Consider the following 19,119-nt stretch of genomic DNA (forward strand, 5'->3'; position numbering starts at 1 on the left):
ATTGCCTATTTTTGCCTCGTCATTTAATATATAATAATATGAAAAACTTTACTTCAATCGTGGGAGCCTTTGCTTTGGCTCTTTTTCCTCTCTTGCCTGTGGCGGCACAGTCTGTTACCGAACCACAATTAGCTTTTCCCGGTGCAGAAGGATTTGGCCGTTATGCTGTTGGTGGTCGTTATGGCGAAGTTTATCACGTGACTAACCTGAATGACTCGGGTGAAGGTTCTTTGCGTGATGCAGTGAGTCAACCTAATCGAATTGTGGTTTTCGATGTGTCGGGTGTAATCCATGCCAAATCAGTTATTCCTTTTGCTAAGAATTTGACTATTGCAGCTCAGACAGCTCCTGGCAATGGTATTGTGATCTATGGAAATCGTGTCTCTTTTTCGGGAGCAGACAACATTATTTGCCGTTATCTGCGAGTACGCTATGGTTACGAGGAATCTCCGGGTGGATATGTAGATGCAGCTGGGGTTGCTTTTGGTTCAAATATGATTTTTGACCATTTGTCGGTGACCTGGGGTACTGATGAATGTTTCTCTATCAATGGTGATTCTAAACGTCCGGAGGATCAGCCCCGTAATATCACCATTCAGAACTCAATTATGGGGCAGGGGTTGTGGGATCACTCTTGCGGTGGCTTGATGCAGACCTCTGATGAGAATGGTATTACACTTTTCCGTAACCTTTATATTGATAACAAAACACGTAATAATAAAGTGAAAGGGCTTAACCAGTTCGTCAATAATGTAGTCTATAACTGGGGCGATGGTGGCGCTTATATTATGGGTGATACAGACGCGGCTTCACTTGCTGATATTCAGAATAATTATTTTATTGAAGGTAAGAGTGAACGCTATCTGGTACGTTATAATGGAGGGACTCCTGAAAATCCCGTTACCCAGTCTTTTAAGCCGACTGTCCCTTTTACACGTGCCAAACCTGCTTTTGTAACTTATTTTGCAGGTAATTACTTTGACAATAACAGAGATGGTAAATTGGATGGACGTTTACTGACGCGTGAGGATTGTAACCGTTATCAGCCGGATAGTGCTATTCCTGAAGGAGGTCAGCAACTTACACCTACATTTTTGGATGAACCCTCAGAGAAACATCCGGTAATTGGTGCTAAAATGACCGCTGAAGAAGCTTATCATTGGATTGTTGGTAACGTCGGAGCAACCCTTCCTGTACGTGACGAAGTAGATGCATATATGATTGATGAATTGACGTCTTTAGGTATTAAGGGGCAGATAATAGATACGGAAATGTCATTGCCAACCCGTGGCCCGGGTGAAATCTTGAGAGGTGAAAAACTCCCGGATACCGATAATGACGGTATACCTGATGCTTGGGAAGAGCAGAATGGTCTTGACAAGAATGACCCGACAGACGCTATGAAGATTGCAACTAACGGTTATGCCAATATTGAAAATTACATTAATAGTATTGATGCGCCGATGCCTTTCCTGGCATGTCCTTCAACGATGGAAGCAATAGCAGATCATACTACTATTACACTTTCTTGGAAAGATTATTCAGATGAAGAAGAGGGCTATATATTGGAGCAACGTGACACGCAGGGTACTTTCGTCGAAGTGGCAAAATTACCGGCTAATACTACTTCTCATACTGTTTCAGATCTGACACCGGGCGTACTGTATGCATTTCGTCTTAAAGCATATAATACTACAATGGAGTCAGTATATTCCGATGTGTTGGAGATAACAACAAAACGTTTGCTTGTAGCACCTGATCAATGTATTGAACCGTCTCCGGAGATAGATGCTATCCTTTCTTTTAATGCTTCGAAAGATATCACACTTTCCTGGAAGAACGAAACGCATCCTGATAATGGTGTTACTACTTATAAGGTATATGTCGGCACAGACAAGAATAAATTGGAATGTATCTCTGGTGCAGAAGCACAGGAAGCTGCTTCATTTACATTGAAAGCTGATCCTTCAAAGACTTATTATTGGCGTGTTGATGCTCTTAATGTGAAAAATGAAGTAACAACAGGCACAGTTTGGAGTTTCATGACTCAAACATTGGATGCAAAAGAACCGGTCATGTATTTATCATTAGACGGGACATTAAAGAATTCTGCAGATGTTACCGGAGCAAAAGATGCCGAATTGGTTGAACTGGAGCCAACTTACGTAGCAGGAAAAAATGAACAGGGACTTTTGTTGGAAAACGTGGTGACTGGCTCTTGTATCTCCGTACCCTATTATGAAGGAATGAAATTTGAAGGAGGTAGTGGCACGGCAGACCCGGCAGCTTCGTTCTCTGTATCTATGTGGGTGAAGTCTGACGGTTTTTGTCCCGTAGATGGAAAAGGATTCTTATTCCATAAAGGTACATTTAAAGATAGTAAAGGCAAGGCAAGATGGTGTGGTGCGGAAATACGTAACAATGAACTTTACTTTGCAGTTAGTCAGAATGGAACAAAGCATGAGGTAAAGTTGGCATCAGGTGATGTATTCAAAAATATCTTTAATAATGAGTGGCATCATTTAGTATTTGTACGTAGCCATGAAGATCAGGCATTGATTGCTTATTGTGATGGCAAACTCTTGGGAAAAAGAGATTCCAATCGTGCTTATATGAATTCTGAAGTGGGTATTGTTTTTGGTAATGTGATGGAAAACCTCAATGAACCGTTTGCCGGAACATTAGACGAACTAAAGCTGTTCCGTGGAACTTTGATAGCAGAGGAAGCTGCCAATCTGTTTGAAACAGGAAATACAGCAGGTATTCCTACCGGTATTAACCAGGAACTCGCTACAAACGGTGAGCTGGGCATTTATCCTTCTCCGTTCTTCAATCACTTCTATGTAGTAGTTCCGCAAGAAGAGGTTTTGGTAAAGGTGTGCCTATATGACGCTTCTGGTCGGCTGGCATTATCCCGTGAAGTAAAAGCTGATAATGGTACAGCTTATATCGGTGAGTTGAATGAATTGGCTGGTGGTATTTATGTTGTATCTGTAGAAACTTCTACAGGTATAATGAGTAAAACAGCTTTGAAAAAATAAGATGTTTTACTTATTGATTTACTCGGGTTATTTTTACCGGAATCGGAATCTCCGATAAAGATTTAAAGTAGAATGATAATTCGAAGGGTATATAATTTGTGTTACTTTTTACGAAAATCCATATTGATCTTACGTTTCAATAACAATCATTGCTTATTGTGTCTTCCCGTACGGGAGGTACTCAAAAATAAATAAGACAATATTCTGTAGGAAAGTAGACTGTATCTTTAGGATATCCGGTGTTTTAAGGCATAAAATGTACTCCGGTATAAAACAAAGTATACCCTATAGATTAACAATCATTCTATTTCTGATGCCGTTTACTTTTATTTTCCTCCCCTCATGCTATGTATCTCCTGCATATGGATGTTTTATCATGGTGTGAGGGGATGTTGCAAAATAGCTGGTGGATACAACTTTCTCTTTCTCCCGTGCTGGAAGCACAACTTTCATACTAATCTGTATTAGAACTATCTATTCCTGTATAAAACGGTTTTTGTTGTTGCTGAAAACTCATTAAGAAGTTTTAGGAATTTTGAGTGGTTTGATATCTTCCTTCTTAATTTTAAATCATAAAAATCAATTTTTGTATCAATTCAGCCAAAATTTACATGGTGCCGTGTTCGATAACTGCGTATTTTTGTAGCGGTATCAATATAACTAATATTGAGCTATTGTTAAACTAATAATTTAAAAACTATGAGAAAGAATACTTTTCTTAGTGTAGCGCTTTTAGTAGCGTCTGTATCAATTGTCAATGCGCAGGAACTTGTTTGGCAAAATTCGTATGGGACAGGTGTTTGGGGAGTTTCATCGTCAGAGTGGGGAAAAGATTACGGAGGTGGCTTTCTCCTTCCTAACGGATGGGATAATGGTTCTACGGCTATTTTTAATGGTAGTGGAAAATTTACTGATGAAGAAGGGAATTCTGTAGCAACAGAGTCTATTAAGTTGAATGGTGAAATGGAAGTTGCTGATATAAAAGTTAGTGGAGATAAGAATTACTCTATTTCTTATCAGGCAGAAAAGACTACTGATAAAATAGTGGGTGAAGGTATGCTTTTGAAAGAAGGTACAGGAGACTTTGTTTTAAATATTTTAAATGAATTAAAGGGTGGTACTGTTGTACGCAACGGACGTGTTATTATGGATAAAGCTGACTCTCCTAATGCTTTTGGAAGTAAAGTTTCACTTGAAGGTGGTACAATAGGTTTAGCTATGAGTGATAATAAGAATACTCTTAAATATTCTGCTGCTCCTATTATTGTTCCAGAGGAAAAGACGGGAAGTATAACAGCTGGACGCTATGTATATTTGTTAAATGAGTTTTCTGGTAAAGGGAAATTGACCATTAATTCAGGTGGTGAACGTGTCGGTTTTACCGAAGACTTTGCAGGAAAAACCAATATGGTAGGTCTGGATGGTTTTGAAGGTGAATTATTGGTTGGGGCGAATCATGATGCTGCTCTTGCACCTTCTTATAGAGCTCTATTTTTGAACTCTACAAAGAAATTTGATGATTTTATTGCGGCAGGAGACTTTAGTGGAGATTTGTATGGAGTGGATTCTACTTTTGTAAATACGAAAGTTACTTTGTTGGAGGGAGCTGGCTTTACAAGTGGCAGTGGTAACCGTTGTTATGCAATTGGTGAATTGAATGCAGAAGAAGGTGCTTGGCTAGGTGGATATGTGAAGAATTCTAATTCTCCGGATATTACTTATGCATTGGGATATTCTAATACGGATGTGACACTTCCGGTTACAATTTTTGATCCAGGAGCAAAGGCTTACAACTGGGTTCGCTTAATAAAAATGGGTACAGGTACTTATACTTTTACAGGTGTGAATGAGAAACCGTCGGCTGTATTTAAAGGTTTGTTTATAAATAAAGGTTGTGCTTACATAAACATCCCTATTACCGAAACTGGTGTGGCACTTGATAGAGTAACGAAAGGACCTGCTGCAATGACTATTTATTCAAATGCAGTAGGAGGTGGTAATGGACGCCTTGTCGGAGGTATTGTTGTCGAAGGTGGTAAGCTTGAGGTTGGCTATATGGGTATCGGAGAACTGATGTTGGCTGATATTAATAATGGTACTCAGAAATCTCCATTGACAGTGAAGAATGATGGTGTGGTTGAGTTTGAGATATCTTCAGTAACAAGTTATGATAAATTGACTACCAATAGTACTGCTACATTCAATGGCAATACAATTGTAGTGAAAGCAGCTGAGTCTTTAGATGTGAAGAACGGTGATACATTTACTATTTTGGATGCTGCCGTTAATCCGGCTGACGACACATATAAGATCGAGTATCAGGGATTTCCGGCCAGCTTGACTTTTACTGCTGAAAAGGTAGAATACCAATCAGGTACAAAAACAGAAGGTGAAGGCGACGATGCCGTAGAAGTTCCGGTTATGGGTTATAAAATAGTATTGACAGCAAGTGGTTCCGGGTCCGGTACAGGTATTGAAGCTTCTGAAGTTGCTAACGAAGTATCTGTTTATGTACAAGATGGTAATATTGTAGTGAATGGTACAGGGATTGAATATGTGACAGTATTAAACAACCAAGGTATGCCGGTTGCAAACTCCGATTCGACACTTATTCCGGTAAATGCAATGAAAAATGGAATGTATCTTGTAAAAGTGAAAACAAATAAAGGTATAGTTGTTAAAAAGATTGTGTTATAAGTCTTTTGTTTAAAGGGTAAAGAGAGGCGGTTGTGAAAATAGAACCGTCTCCTCTTTTTATTCTTATTTCTGATACTTATTTTTTGTAACCTTGGAAATATTATTACGTACTAATGAGAAACATGTTATTTCTTTCCTGCGTATTATTCTTCAAATAATTATTGATAAAACTATGTTATATAAGAGACTTGTTATCACATTGCTCTTCCCTCTTTGTATGGGAACAATGTATGCACAACAGTTGGCCTTTCCTGGTGCTGAAGGCTATGGACGTTTTGCCAAAGGGGCAAGAGCCAGTGAATCTCCGGAAATATACCATGTAACCAATCTTGATGATTCAGGTAAAGGTTCCTTACGTGATGCTGTAAGTCAACCCAATCGCATTATCGTATTTGATGTGGCAGGAGTGATAAAACTGAAATCTCGTCTGGTATTTTCAAAGAATCTTACAATTGCCGGACAAACGGCTCCAGGAGAAGGAGTGGTGGTTTATGGTAATGGAGTTTCCTTTTCTGCTGCCGAGAATATCATTGTTCGTTATTTGCGTATACGAATGGGCATTGGTGGTACCAGTGGAGCCGATGCTGCTGGCATTGCTAATGGTGGTAATATGATATTTGATCATGTATCTGCTACATGGGGATTGGATGAGAACTTCTCAATAAACTGGGATAGTAAAGGTTTTGAGCCTTATAATATTACTATTCAGAATTCTATCATTGGGCAAGGAATTATGGTACATGCATGCGGAGGTCTTATCCAAACAAATGGGGGAGTTACTTTGTATCGTAATCTTTATATTGATAATAAAACTCGTAATCCTAAAGTAAAAGGATTGAATCAGTTTGTCAATAATGTGGTTTATAATTGGGGAGAAGGTGGTGCCTATATTTTAGGAGATACGGAAGCTTCTTCATGGGGAGTTATTACTAATAATTACTTTATTAAAGGTCCGGTTGAAGGTACTAAGGCTTTTACGCGTGCAAAAACAGCTTTCCAGGTTTACCAAAAAGGTAATATGATTGATTACAATAAGGATGGGATACTTAATGGATATGAGGCCACCGAAGAAGATTATCGCCGTGATGCGTCCAATCCGGAAAGTGAGAATGTTACTTTTGTAAAATCGCTTGATGAATTTGATTATTCGGACTATGATAGAAGAAAATTAGTCGATGGTGAGAAAGTAGTAGTTACAACGATACCAGAAAAACATCCTGTTATCGAAGGAGAAACAACAGCGGCTGAGGCTTATGATTGGATTATTAATAGGGTAGGAGCATCTTTACCAGTACGTGATGAAGCTGATAATTATATGATTGACGAACTTCTATCATTAGGAACTAAAGGTGCTTTACTTAGTGGAGAATCAGAGTTGGGGCTTCCCAATGGGGTTGGAAATATTTTTGATGGTGAAAAAATGTTGGATACCGATAATGATGGTATGCCCGATGTTTGGGAAGATGCCAATGGATTGGATAAAAATAACCCGAATGATGCTTTGTTAATGGCTGAAAATGGATATTTGAATATTGAGAATTATGTTAATAGTATTACAACACCAATGCCATATGTTAAATATCCTACTAATTTGCAATTGACTTCTTTGAGCACAGACTATCTTTCATTTAAGTGGGTGAACAATGCACCAGAGTCTACTTCAGTAATTCTTGAGTATTCCATCGATAATAAAGATTTTACTTCAATTTCTTTAGACCCCGGCACAACTACTCATAAATTGGAGTCCTTAGCTCCTAATACCAATTATTACATTCGCCTAAAAACAGTAAACGGGGAGAAGGAATCATTATATACTTCCACCCAGGAATTTGCTACACGTGGTATTCCTGCACCTCCAATTGCTTCTGTTAATCCGATACCGGGAAACGAAACTACTATTACCGATTATACATCTGTTCGCCTTTCATGGGAGAACAAAACAGGTGCTTGGGCAGGAGCTCTTTCGTATACAGTATATTTAGGAAAATCTGTAGAGAATATGGATGTTGTGTTGACAGCATCTACTGCAAATGTAGTAACGGTTAACGTAGAGGCTGCCACTACTTATTATTGGCGCGTAGATGCAAAAAATCTGTTAGGGGATTGTAAAGGAGATGTGTGGAGTTTTACAACCGGAACAAAACCTGAGCGTGGTAAAGTTGCTTATTATTCTTTCAATGAAATAGAAGGTACTATACTTGAAAATATGTATGGTGAAAATGCTACTGCCAAAGATTTCACTCCACTATGGGTGAAAGGTATCCAAAATAATGCTGCGCAGTTTGATAAAGCGAATGCTGCTTTTGTACAGGAACATTATGATGCATTGACTTTGGGTAATGAGTCATTTTCCATTGAATTGTGGTTTAAATCTGCAGGTGGATCTGTCGATTGGTATTTGCTCCATAAGGGAAGTCACGCTACTAATAGTTATGAGGGAGCTACTGGTAAATGGTTTGGTATTCAGTATCAGAAGAATAGTAAGAATGATCGTTTGACTTGGGCTGTTGACGATGATGTAACGAAGACAGATATCAATGTGACCGGAGCGGCAACTAAATATTTTAATAATGAATGGGTACATTTAGTTTGTGTACGCGATGTGGAAGAAAAGCAATTAAAAATGTATGCTAATGGTGTATTAGTAGCTTCCGGTGCTGATAAAACTGGAGATATTGGCACTATTGAGAGGATGGCAATAGGCAATTGTAACACAGCTTATGAAAATGGCTTTCAAGGATTAATGGATGAATTAACTATCTATAATGAAGCGTTAACAGCTGAAGAGGTAAGTGATCATTATAAACAAGGTACAAGTACTCATATTGAGGATATAACTACCTCAAAGACAGGATACGCCTATCCGATGCCTTTTGCGGATGATTTCTACATACCTGTAATGGGTACCGAAGATTTGACAGTACAGGTGTCTGTGATGAATACTGCCGGGCAAACCGTTTATCAGGCACAAGTAACACTTCAAGGAGGTATAGCACATGTGGCTAATGTCGGTTTTCTGCCTAAAGGATACTATGTTTATACGTTGAAAATTGACCGGAGGATATTGGTTGGTAAAATTGTGAAATAATATAATTAGAGAATAAGATGAAGAAATACTTTCTGATAGGTCTTTTCTTTTGTTCGCTGGCGGCATGTCAGTCGGAAATGGATAAGTACTATGAAATTCCTGACTGGTTGAAAGGGAATGCTTATGAAGTAATGAAAGATAAGGGGACATTCTCTACTTTCATGAGAGCTGTAGAGCGAAGTAGTTATGCTGATCTTGTAAAAGGGAAAGGTATTGTGACTGTTATGGCACCTACTGATGAGGCTTTTACTGCCTATCTGTCAAAACACAACTATAGCTCAATAGATGATATTCCGGAAGTGGAACTGAATAAGTTAGTAGGATATCATCTGGTGTATTATTCTTATAGCAAACGTGATTTTCTGTTTTATAATCCGAATGGTGTAGATAATGAAATACAGAAGCCTGGTTATTACTTTAAATTCAGGACAAAGAGCCGTGATGCTATTTCTACGGTAGTGGATCGTGCAAACAATGACGTTGTACGTAAAATAATGCATAAGGAACGTTTTATTCCGATCATCTCGGAATATTCTTTGAGCAGTATTAGTGCATCCCAGAAAGAAGATTATGAAACAATGTTTCCGGGATCGGTTTATACTGGTGGAATCGGAAGCTTTAATGTGGCTAATGCATCTGTTATCGGGGATGAAGTGGTGACGGATAATGGTTACTTGTATGCAGTAAATCAAGTGATTGAACCTCTGGAAACGATTTATGCAGAGATGAATAAAGAAAATTCAGATTATACACAGTTTGCCAAGATGTACGATCGTTTTGTGGTTTATCAGTATGATGAAGATGCAACAAGAGATTATGGTAATGGGGATTCTCTATTTGTACATTCACACAACATATTACCACCTATTGCATGTGAATGGACGAACTTTTACAATTTATCTACACCGGATTATGCTCAAATGAATTATTTGACAAGTGTTTCATATGCAGTACTTGCTCCTGATAATAAATCTATTAATCAATTCTTTCAGAAATATTGGTCTGCTTCATTTAGTTCATTAGAGGAAGTGAATTTTGTACCGCTCTATCATTTTATGAATGAGCATGCTATCAGATATGGTGGTGGTATGATTGGAGCTTATGCTTTGGGACGTTATATTGTCAATAATGACATCTGGGATGATCACCAATTAACAATGCCTACTGATGTGAAAGTATGTTCAAATGGTATTTTAGGAGGAATGAAAGATAATGTGATAACTCCCGAAGTATTTGAAACACCTATTGCACCGGCGCTTTGCAATAAAGACTACAACGTGTTTGCATTACTATGTCAGAAAGGGTCTCTTTTTGATATATTTAGTAAATCACTGGATAAAGACTTTGATGTGTTTTTCCCGACCGATGAAATGTTATTGAGTAGTGAATATAATGGTGATTACATTCAGTATTTGAAAGGAAATCCGTATATCATTACTGATGAGCAGGTACAAGTAGCTAACAGTACCGATGGGACAATGAGCAATGCTACAACTTCTCAGGCGAAAGCTATTGCCGGTGCACATATTGCGGATGGTATTATGGCTCAAAAGGGAGAAACAGAAATGATATATTCAACTTATAATGATTATGAATATCTCTATCGTAAGGGGAATAAAATATATTCTTCGGCTACCTGGAATTCAGAAAGATTTGATAATGAGGTTTCTGTAGCGGAAATAGAGCTAATCAAGAGTTATAACATGGGAAATGCGTATGCATTGAAAGGTGATAAAGGAACTACCTCGTTAATAGCTGACCAGAGTAATTTTAAAGATCGTGTAAAACAGATTAAAGGCACAAATGATTATTCGGGTTTCGGTATATATTTGGGCATGGCCTCAGTAGATGATACGGAACCGGCTTTTAATTTCCTGCAAGGCAATCGTTTTATTGTATTTGTATCAACGCAGGCATCTGTTTTGGCAGATCTTATAGGGAGTGATCCTAAATTTGATCGACAGGCTTCTCAGGAGGAGAGAGATATGTTTGTAAAAAGTCTTTTTGTCGATATGTCAGCCAGTGGCTTGGTTGATTATCCGTTTGCAACTACAGGTAAAAATACAGAGAAAGTCTTAACTACATTTGGCACTAAAACAGTGAATGGTAAGAAAGAAAATATAACAATTACGCTTATTAATAAAGCGGATGGCTCGATGAAACTAAGAGACAGCAAAGGAAATGAAGTAAATGTGACTTCTTATTTTCCTTATATCTATGCTGATGGTGCAGCTTATGTAATAGACGGCGTATTGGATTTATTGAATTAATATAGAATAAAGAAAGATGAAAAGAAATCGCAATATAATCCTACTATTATTGTTAGCATGTGCGCAGATGGTTATGGCACAACATGTGTTGACAGGTACGGTGATGGATAAAGTTTTTAATGAACCCTTGGTGGGAGCTAACGTATATGTTGCAAATGCATCTAATCGTTCTTTAGGTGGTAGCATTGCCGATGTAAATGGTAATTACCGTTTGTCGATACCTGATCAAAAAGATCTGTCTATTGTATTCTCTTTTATTGGTTATAAAACACAAACCATAAAATATACGGGCCAGAAAGTGATTAATATCACGTTAGATGAAGAAGGCATGGCGTTAGAGACAGTGGAGGTTACTGCTAAAAAGATAGAACGAAATTCTATGGGACAATCTGCCAGAGAAATGATTTCTGCTACTCAGAAACTTACTCTTGGTGGTTTGGAAACCGCACCGGTAACTTCTGTAACAGAAGCTCTACAGGGTGCCATGGCTAATGTGGATATTCTTACGGGTGCTGACCCTGGTTCCGGAAGTTCAATTCGTATTCGTGGTACAGCTTCTTTAAATGCTTCCAATGAACCTTTGTTCGTTGTAGATGGTGTACCTTTACCTGTTGATATTTCAGATGATTTTAGTTTTGCTTCTGCAAATTCTGATGATTATGGGTCTTTGTTGAATATCTCTCCGGCTGATATTGAATCTATTGAAGTTTTAAAAGATGCGGCGGCTACAGCTGTTTGGGGATCAAAAGGTGCAAATGGCGTTTTGATCATAAAGACAAAGAGAGGTAGTAAAGGACGTTTGCAGTTTAATTTTAATACAAAGTATGAATTCAGTAAGGAACGCTCCGGAATCCCTATGCTGAATGCTAACCAGTATATATCTATGATTCAGGATGCTGTTTATAATACTGTGTCTGATTTGGGGTCGAGCGCAGCCAAATCTCAGGAGTACCTTAAGCTGCTTTATAATACGAAAGAAATTGGGTTTGATCCGGATTGGCAGTATTTTGATGAGTATAATCAAAACACGAACTGGCTGGATGAAATTACCCAGACTGGTTTTATTTCTGATAATTCTTTTTCTGTGTCGGGTGGGGGTGACAAAGCGAATTATCGTTTATCACTTGGGTATCTGAATCAGGAGGGTACTACAATAGGTACAGGTTATGAACGTTTTAATGCGTCGTTTAATACAGATTATCGTTTTTCAGATAAACTTGATATTGCATTGCAATACAGTTTCACACGTGGAGTGACGGATGCCAATTACGTAGATGATACAGATGAATTGAAGAAAGCTTCGATTCGTGGACACGCTTTAACTAAGATGCCTAATATGAGTCCTTATGTGATCGGAGCAGACGGACAACGTACGGGTGAGTATTTTACTCCATATGAATCGTTTGGTATGACCTTTTCAAATGATAAGGTATACAACCCCGTAGCAATGGCGAATGAGGCACAGAACAGAACGATTGCTACAAATAGCCGTATGACTTTCGTTCTTCATGCTAAGCCTTTTAAAAGTTTAGACTATTTTGGTACAGTTGGTTTTAACGGACAGTTCACAAAAATAAATCGTTTCCTTCCGCAAAGCGTAACAGGGGTTGCTTATGAGCATGAATCATCTGCATTGAATTATGACATCGGTAAAGACCTTCTTTATTTGACTACGGAAAATCGTCTGGTTTATAATCAGTCTATTAATGATGATCATAAATTGTTGCTTAGTGGTATTTTTCAGACATCGGATCAGACAACGAGTACATATAGTAGCCGATCGGCAAATACAGCTTCTTCTGGTATAACTTCTCCTATTGCAGGTTCTACTACAGCTAAAGGAGGTTCTGGAAAAACGATTAATAGAGATATGGGCTTAACTCTTAACGGACAGTATATCTTTAAGGAGAAATATATGTTTAATGCGGGATACCGTTGGGAAGCAAGTTCGGCAATGGATGCCAGTGGACGTTGGGGGGGATTTCCCACATTTGGTGTCGCGTGGCATTTAGGTGATGAGGAGTTTATCCAAAGATTAGGATTTATCTCATTAATAAAACTACGTTATAGCTGGGGACAATCGGGTAATGCTCCTACCGGAACATCACCTTATATCGGCAAATTTTCGGCTGTCACACCTGGTTATGGAGATATGAGCGCCGTGAAGCCAGAGAGTCCGGATTTGACACATTTAAAATATGAAACAATTACTTCAAATAATATTGGAGTAGATGTAGGGCTTTTCTCAGATAGAATAACTTTTGCTGTAGAGTTATATACGAAGGTGACAGATGATATGTTGCAAAAGAAAATTAAAGTACCCAGCTCAACAGGTCTGTCTACTGTGGCCTGGTATAACTCTGGTAAAATGGAGAATAGAGGTTGGGAATTTAATATTGATGTAGCTGCTGTTCGTACAACAGACTGGGGATTTAATTTCGGATTCAATATCTCACAAAATAAGAATAAAGTTTTGGAACTTCCAGAAAATCAAAGTGATGAAACTTACACTTTCGGTAATAAAAAATATGCATATCGCGTGTTAATGGGCGATCCTTTAGGTTCATTCTATGGATATCGTTATAAAGGTGTGTACCAAAATGTAGAACAGACTTATGCGGTAGATAAAAGTGGGCAGCAGATCATGGATATAAATGGGGCACCGGTAGTTGTAAAAAATGGTGATCAAAAAGTATATCCGGGTGACGCTAAATACGAAGATGTGAACGGTGATGGGGTAATTGATGAGAACGATATCGTTTATCTGGGCAATAGTAATCCTACGTTGACTGGTGGCTTGAATTTTACGCTCCGTTATAAAAAGTTGAGTTTAGTAGCAGCATTTCATGGGCGTGCAGGCCAAAAGGTTATTAATGAGTCACGCATTAATATGGAAAATATGTATGGTAAAAACAACCAGAGTGTAGCTGTATTACGCCGTTGGCGTAGTGAAGGAGACGATACTGATATTCCACGGGCATTGTATGATAAAGGATACAATTATTTAGGATCCGATCGCTTTGTGGAGGATGCTTCTTTTCTTCGGTTGAAGACCATTACTTTAAAATATCAGTTCCCTGAAAAATGGATGAGACCATTAGGTATCAATAAGCTTGAGATTTATGCAACAGGTTATGACCTTTTTGTCTGGACGAAATATACCGGACAGGATCCGGAAATAAACCTGAAGAACCCGGAAGATGGTTCTGCAGCACAGGTAGCTATTGATAGTAATAATACTCCGAAGGCTATGCGTTTTGCATTTGGTTTGAATTTGAGATTCTAATTCACAAAAGAAGGAAATGAAAAAGATAAGTTATTATATTTTGCTACTTCTAACCACGTTATCCCAAATATCGTGTGAAGATTATCTGACTGTATTACCGGAAAATAATCAGAGTAGCTTTGAATATTGGGAAACCAAAGAAGAAGTGGAAGCGGTTCTTGCTTCCGGGTATATTAATTTGAGAAGCTCGGTAGAAACCTTCCTGCTTTGGGGAGAAGGTAGGGGGAATGGGCTCTCTTTTTGGTCTACTTCTGGTTCGGATTTACAGAAAGCAGCGGTGAAGTTACGTGCTTTCGATATTTTGCCTACAAATGGATTGGCCGATTGGAGTAAACCTTATGCAGCTATTGCTATGGCTAATGCGGTTATTAAATATGCACCGGATGTAGTAGATAAAGACCCGTCTTTCGATATGAATATGTGTCGTTCGTTTATGGCAGAGGCTTTCTTTCAGCGGACACTTGCTTATTTTTACATCGTTCGTACATTTAAAGATGCCCCTTTTGTTACGGAGCCGTATGTAGATGATAGTGCTCCTTATATAATGCCAAAGGAGGATGGCGTTACTATTTTAAAATCATGTATGGCTGATTTGGAAGAATATTTGCCTAATGCAAAGGAGTTTTTTCCTGAAGTAGATAATGATAATCCTATCAATACGAAAGGGCGTGCCACACGCTGGGGGATTCATGCTCTGCTTGCTGATATGTATCTTTGGTTAGGTGACTATGAAAATAGCATAAAACATTGTAACTCAGTAATTAATTCCGGACGTGTAGGACTGATTGGTAATGGCTTTTTGAATTATTATCCGGGAAATAGTAATGAAGGAATTTTTGAAATACAATATAGTAACCCGAAGAGCCAAACGAATAGTTTCCTGACTTGGTTTAAAGCAGGTACTGACGGATATTACAAAGTATCCGATTATATGACTAATCTTTTTGAACAAAACGAGAATGAATCTCGTGGATTGAATTATTCATATAATGAGGCTGGTTATATTTGGAAGTATCTTGGGGTAGATAATGCTACGGCGCGTGTTGCCTCAGAAAATGATCAGAATTATTTGGTTTATCGTTTAGCTGATGTCTATTTAATGAAAGCAGAAGCACTGATTATGCAGGATAATTATGAAATGGCGGGCGAACTTATAGATAAAACTCGTCAACGTGCCGGTTTGGAAAAAATGACATTAAGTGAAGACAGGTTAACCATGTTGGAATATTTATTGGTAGAGCGGCAGAAAGAGTTCTTTGCTGAAGGTAAAAACTGGTTTGATATGTTACGTATCGGTTTAAGAAGCCAACAGTTATCAGATGTACGGTATAAAAACTTATTCATAGAACAAGCTCTGAAAGCTGTGGCTGCCACGTCGCAATCATTGGGACGAGCTACGTTGTCCAACGAAGGGTCATGGTATATGCCGTTCTCAGAGTCTGAGTTACAGAAAAACCCATTGTTAGTACAAAGTGAATATTATGAAAGTATCAGTAATTAAAAAAAAGAAGGACAATATGAAACGCGTAGTAATTCTATTAGCGGCGGCATTTACTCTTATGTGGGGGGCTTGTTCCGACCCGTATGCCGATCAGGTGTTCAAAGATACAGATAAAATGCCCGCTGCCAGTTTTATGGAAGCCAACGAGGATGTATATTCCTCATGGGTAGATTTATTGAAGTATACCGGACTGTTTAATACAGTGAATCTGAATATGGATTATACTTGCTTTGTACCTGATAATGAAGCGATGCACAAATATCTTCAGGCAAAAGGAAAAAGTTCGGTACGGGAGCTGGATATGGAGGAAGCTTCTAATCTGGTTCGTTATCATACGATAGCTTCTAAACAATATACAACTTCGGATTTTCCTGATGGTATGTTTCCGGATTCTACAGCAAGTGGAGATTATTTAAGTCTGGAAATGCGTGAAGGAGGGTTTCAGGCATTCTATATTAATGGTGAAGCACGTATCAAGGAGTTGAATATTACAGCTACCAATGCAGTGATTCATCTTTTGGAAAGTGTTTTAACACCTGTGACGGGTACTATTGTTGATAATCTGGATGAAAATTATGCTTTAATGCTTGATTTACTCGATAAAACAGGTTATGACAAGCTATTGAGTAGTATTTATATGAATGGTGTAAAGTACCGTTACACTCTTTTTGCTGTACCGGATGATGTGTTTACGGAAGCCGGTATAAATAGTGTGGCATCGTTGGCTGCTTATTTGGGTGAAACAAATACTAATTATACTGATCCAGCCAATAAGGTAAATCGATATGTAGGTTATCATATTGCAAATTCTGCTTATTCATTTGCCGATATGAATACTGATATAGATAATAATACATCGAAAAATGTTTCCATGATGGCATCTAATACTCTTATCAGTATGAGATTGGTAAATGAGATGTTTTTTCTGAACTATAATGAAGAAACAAAGAAGGGTATCAGTGTCACTCGAAAAAATCTGAATTGTAAGAATGGAGTCATTCATGTGGTAGATGGGATGATGGAAATTACAGAACCGAAAGCAACTAAAGTCACTTGGGATTTGACCGATTATCCGGAGCTGGCAGGTGTATGTGAGAAGTATCAATTAGAAAATCAATCTGAAACATATACTCGTAGTCTGGCATATGATACATTGAACTGTTATAAACTTTCTGGTGGATATGGTAGTAACTATACTTATCATCTGGCTAATAAAAATGAAGCAATGTATAAAGCCTCCAATCACGATTGTATGTTTCTGAATCTTGGAAAATATGGTTGGATACAGATGGAATGTCCGATGATCATTGCTGGTAAATATAAAATATCTCTGGTACATTACAATCAGGCTCTCAAAACTAAAGAAGGACGATGGTCGGTTATCGTTGACGGCGAATATGTGGGAGCACAGGTTACTACCTGGGGAAATAGTACCTCCAAAAGTGAGATGATTACCACAACCGTAGGAGAGGTGGAGTTTACTGAATCGGTACCTCATACAGTACGTTTTATGGCGGGTGATGATTATTACTCTTATTTGGATTGTTTGATATTTGAACCAATTAATTAAAAGGAGGAATTATGAATAAGTATATCTTATCTATATGTGCATTGCTTACCCTGATTTTTATTTCTTGTTCGGATAAATGGGATGAATATTATCATGGGAGTAATAAATTATCAGAAGAAATTTTGGATGAAACTTTGAGGGAGTTTTTTGACGGTAATTCTGAATATAGTGAATTTTACAATCAACTTAAAGCATGTGGTCTTGACAAAGAGCTAACCAAGGAGCAACAACAACTTACTTTTTGGGTAGTAGATAACGCTGCAATGACTGCTTCGGGAATTGACTCTAAGGACACTCTAAGAATGGAGTATCATATTAATTATTTGCCTTTTCTGCAGAGTGATTTGAAAAATGGTTTGCGTATTCCTACACTGAATGGGGTGTACCTTCAAATAACCAAACAGGGGGAAGATACCTACGTTAATAAGTCTAAAGTACAACGCTCCTATCGTTTGAAGAATGGAGTTGTTCATGTGATTGACGAATTAATGAAATCAAAAATTAATATGTTCGATTACATAAAGAATCTTCCGGATGAGTATTCTATATTTCGTGATTCTGTCATGAAGAATAATGAAATGCGTTTTGATAAAGTAAACTCTATTCCTACTGGGGTAGATATAACTGGTAATACTGTGTATGACTCTGTCTTCTATGTGTACAATCCGCTGTTTGAGAAAGCGGAGTTCAACTCGGAATTTAAACAGTTTACTCTTTTCTTACCGGATAACAATGTGATGAAAGACTGCTTCGATAAATTGAAGATACAATATACGGCTATGGGAAAAACATTGACAGCACTGGACTCGGCTACGGCTATGACGTGGATTAAAGAAGCTGCATTCTATACCGGAGAATTGAAAAATTTTAGTACCATAGATATAAAATCTTCTTTTAATAGGATTTGGCGTACTACTGTTCAAAAAATAGATGAAAGTAGTATGGAAGAGTTGAGTAATGGTATTATGTATAAAATGACGAATGTAAAGATACCAACTAACTATATTCTGACACGCATCAAGTCGTTAGTGCATTATTATGAATATCTTACGGAAGAGGAACAGAAAATGTATTATAGTTTTATGAATACGACTAAGATTGCTATTTTTGAAGATTCTGCGACTCCCAAACCTGAAATTCTGTCAAACTATTATATCTTGGATTTAAATGGTGACGAAGATGCTTCTCCTTTCTGGGCTGAGTTTCCTCCACTGGAACGATATAGAGAAAAAGAGAACGATCCTTATAAAGCGAGAGTGATGCAAGTTCCTTGTGGTGAGTATGACCTATATATGGGATTTCATAGTAGTGGGCACCCGTATGTCAATGTTTATTTTGATGGTAATACCGATGGGAAAAGCCCTTCACCAGATGCTAATATGAAATTGATAGGTTCTAATCTCTCTATCGTTTCATCTACTCCATGGAATTTTGACCGTGTAAATGAGACAACAGCTGACTTGTATGGAGATAAAGTTGTGAAATGGGATGGACTTGGTGGTCCGGTTGGCACTGTAAAAATAGAAGGTGAAGGTATGAGCTCCTTCCGTATCCGTGTGGAATTCTACAAAGGAGACAGTAAGAAATTGCGCATTTACCATTGGGCTTTGAAGCCTTCGGCAAATAATTATTAATCCTATAGCATTAGAATAATGAATAACTATAA

8 protein-coding genes are annotated in these 19,119 nt (G+C 38.0%); all 8 read left to right on the top strand.

Features of this window, described 5'->3' with window-relative positions; all coding sequences use genetic code 11:
• The first annotated feature begins 38 nt into the window (after nucleotides 1–38).
• The 8 genes from QX565_RS10625 to QX565_RS10660 all read left to right on the top strand — a co-directional run bounded on the left by QX565_RS10625 (nucleotide 39) and on the right by QX565_RS10660 (nucleotide 19,087).
• Complete coding sequence (locus QX565_RS10625; protein ID WP_289292740.1) at nucleotides 39–3,041, top strand: LamG-like jellyroll fold domain-containing protein; 3,003 nt, start codon at nucleotides 39–41, stop codon at nucleotides 3,039–3,041.
• A 699-nt stretch (nucleotides 3,042–3,740) separates the two neighbouring features.
• Nucleotides 3,741–5,738 carry a T9SS type A sorting domain-containing protein gene (locus QX565_RS10630; protein ID WP_289292741.1) on the top strand — a complete coding sequence of 666 codons (1,998 nt, stop codon included), beginning with the start codon at nucleotides 3,741–3,743 and terminating at the stop codon, nucleotides 5,736–5,738.
• Between the two features lie 172 nt (nucleotides 5,739–5,910).
• The gene (locus QX565_RS10635) at nucleotides 5,911–8,826 is read left to right on the top strand and encodes a LamG-like jellyroll fold domain-containing protein (protein WP_289292742.1); all 2,916 of its coding nucleotides are present in this window, start codon (nucleotides 5,911–5,913) and stop codon (nucleotides 8,824–8,826) included.
• 17 nt (nucleotides 8,827–8,843) lie between these two features.
• Nucleotides 8,844–11,096: a fasciclin domain-containing protein gene (locus tag QX565_RS10640; RefSeq protein WP_289292743.1), complete on the top strand. Its 2,253-nt coding sequence runs from the start codon at nucleotides 8,844–8,846 to the stop codon at nucleotides 11,094–11,096.
• 16 nt (nucleotides 11,097–11,112) lie between these two features.
• Complete coding sequence (locus tag QX565_RS10645) at nucleotides 11,113–14,382, top strand: SusC/RagA family TonB-linked outer membrane protein (protein ID WP_289292744.1); 3,270 nt, start codon at nucleotides 11,113–11,115, stop codon at nucleotides 14,380–14,382.
• 16 nt (nucleotides 14,383–14,398) lie between these two features.
• Nucleotides 14,399–15,883 carry a RagB/SusD family nutrient uptake outer membrane protein gene (locus QX565_RS10650; RefSeq protein WP_221651162.1) on the top strand — a complete coding sequence of 495 codons (1,485 nt, stop codon included), beginning with the start codon at nucleotides 14,399–14,401 and terminating at the stop codon, nucleotides 15,881–15,883.
• A 16-nt stretch (nucleotides 15,884–15,899) separates the two neighbouring features.
• Nucleotides 15,900–17,453 (top strand): fasciclin domain-containing protein, encoded by a 1,554-nt coding sequence (locus QX565_RS10655; protein ID WP_289292745.1) that lies wholly within the window; start codon nucleotides 15,900–15,902, stop codon nucleotides 17,451–17,453.
• 11 nt (nucleotides 17,454–17,464) lie between these two features.
• Entirely contained in the window at nucleotides 17,465–19,087 is a 1,623-nt protein-coding gene (locus tag QX565_RS10660; protein WP_289292746.1) for a fasciclin domain-containing protein, read from the top strand.
• Nucleotides 19,088–19,119: the final 32 nt, after the last annotated feature.

Source organism: Bacteroides sp. 41_26 (assembly GCF_949740115.1).
In the GTDB taxonomy this organism is placed as follows: Bacteria; Bacteroidota; Bacteroidia; order Bacteroidales; family Bacteroidaceae; genus Bacteroides; species Bacteroides nordii.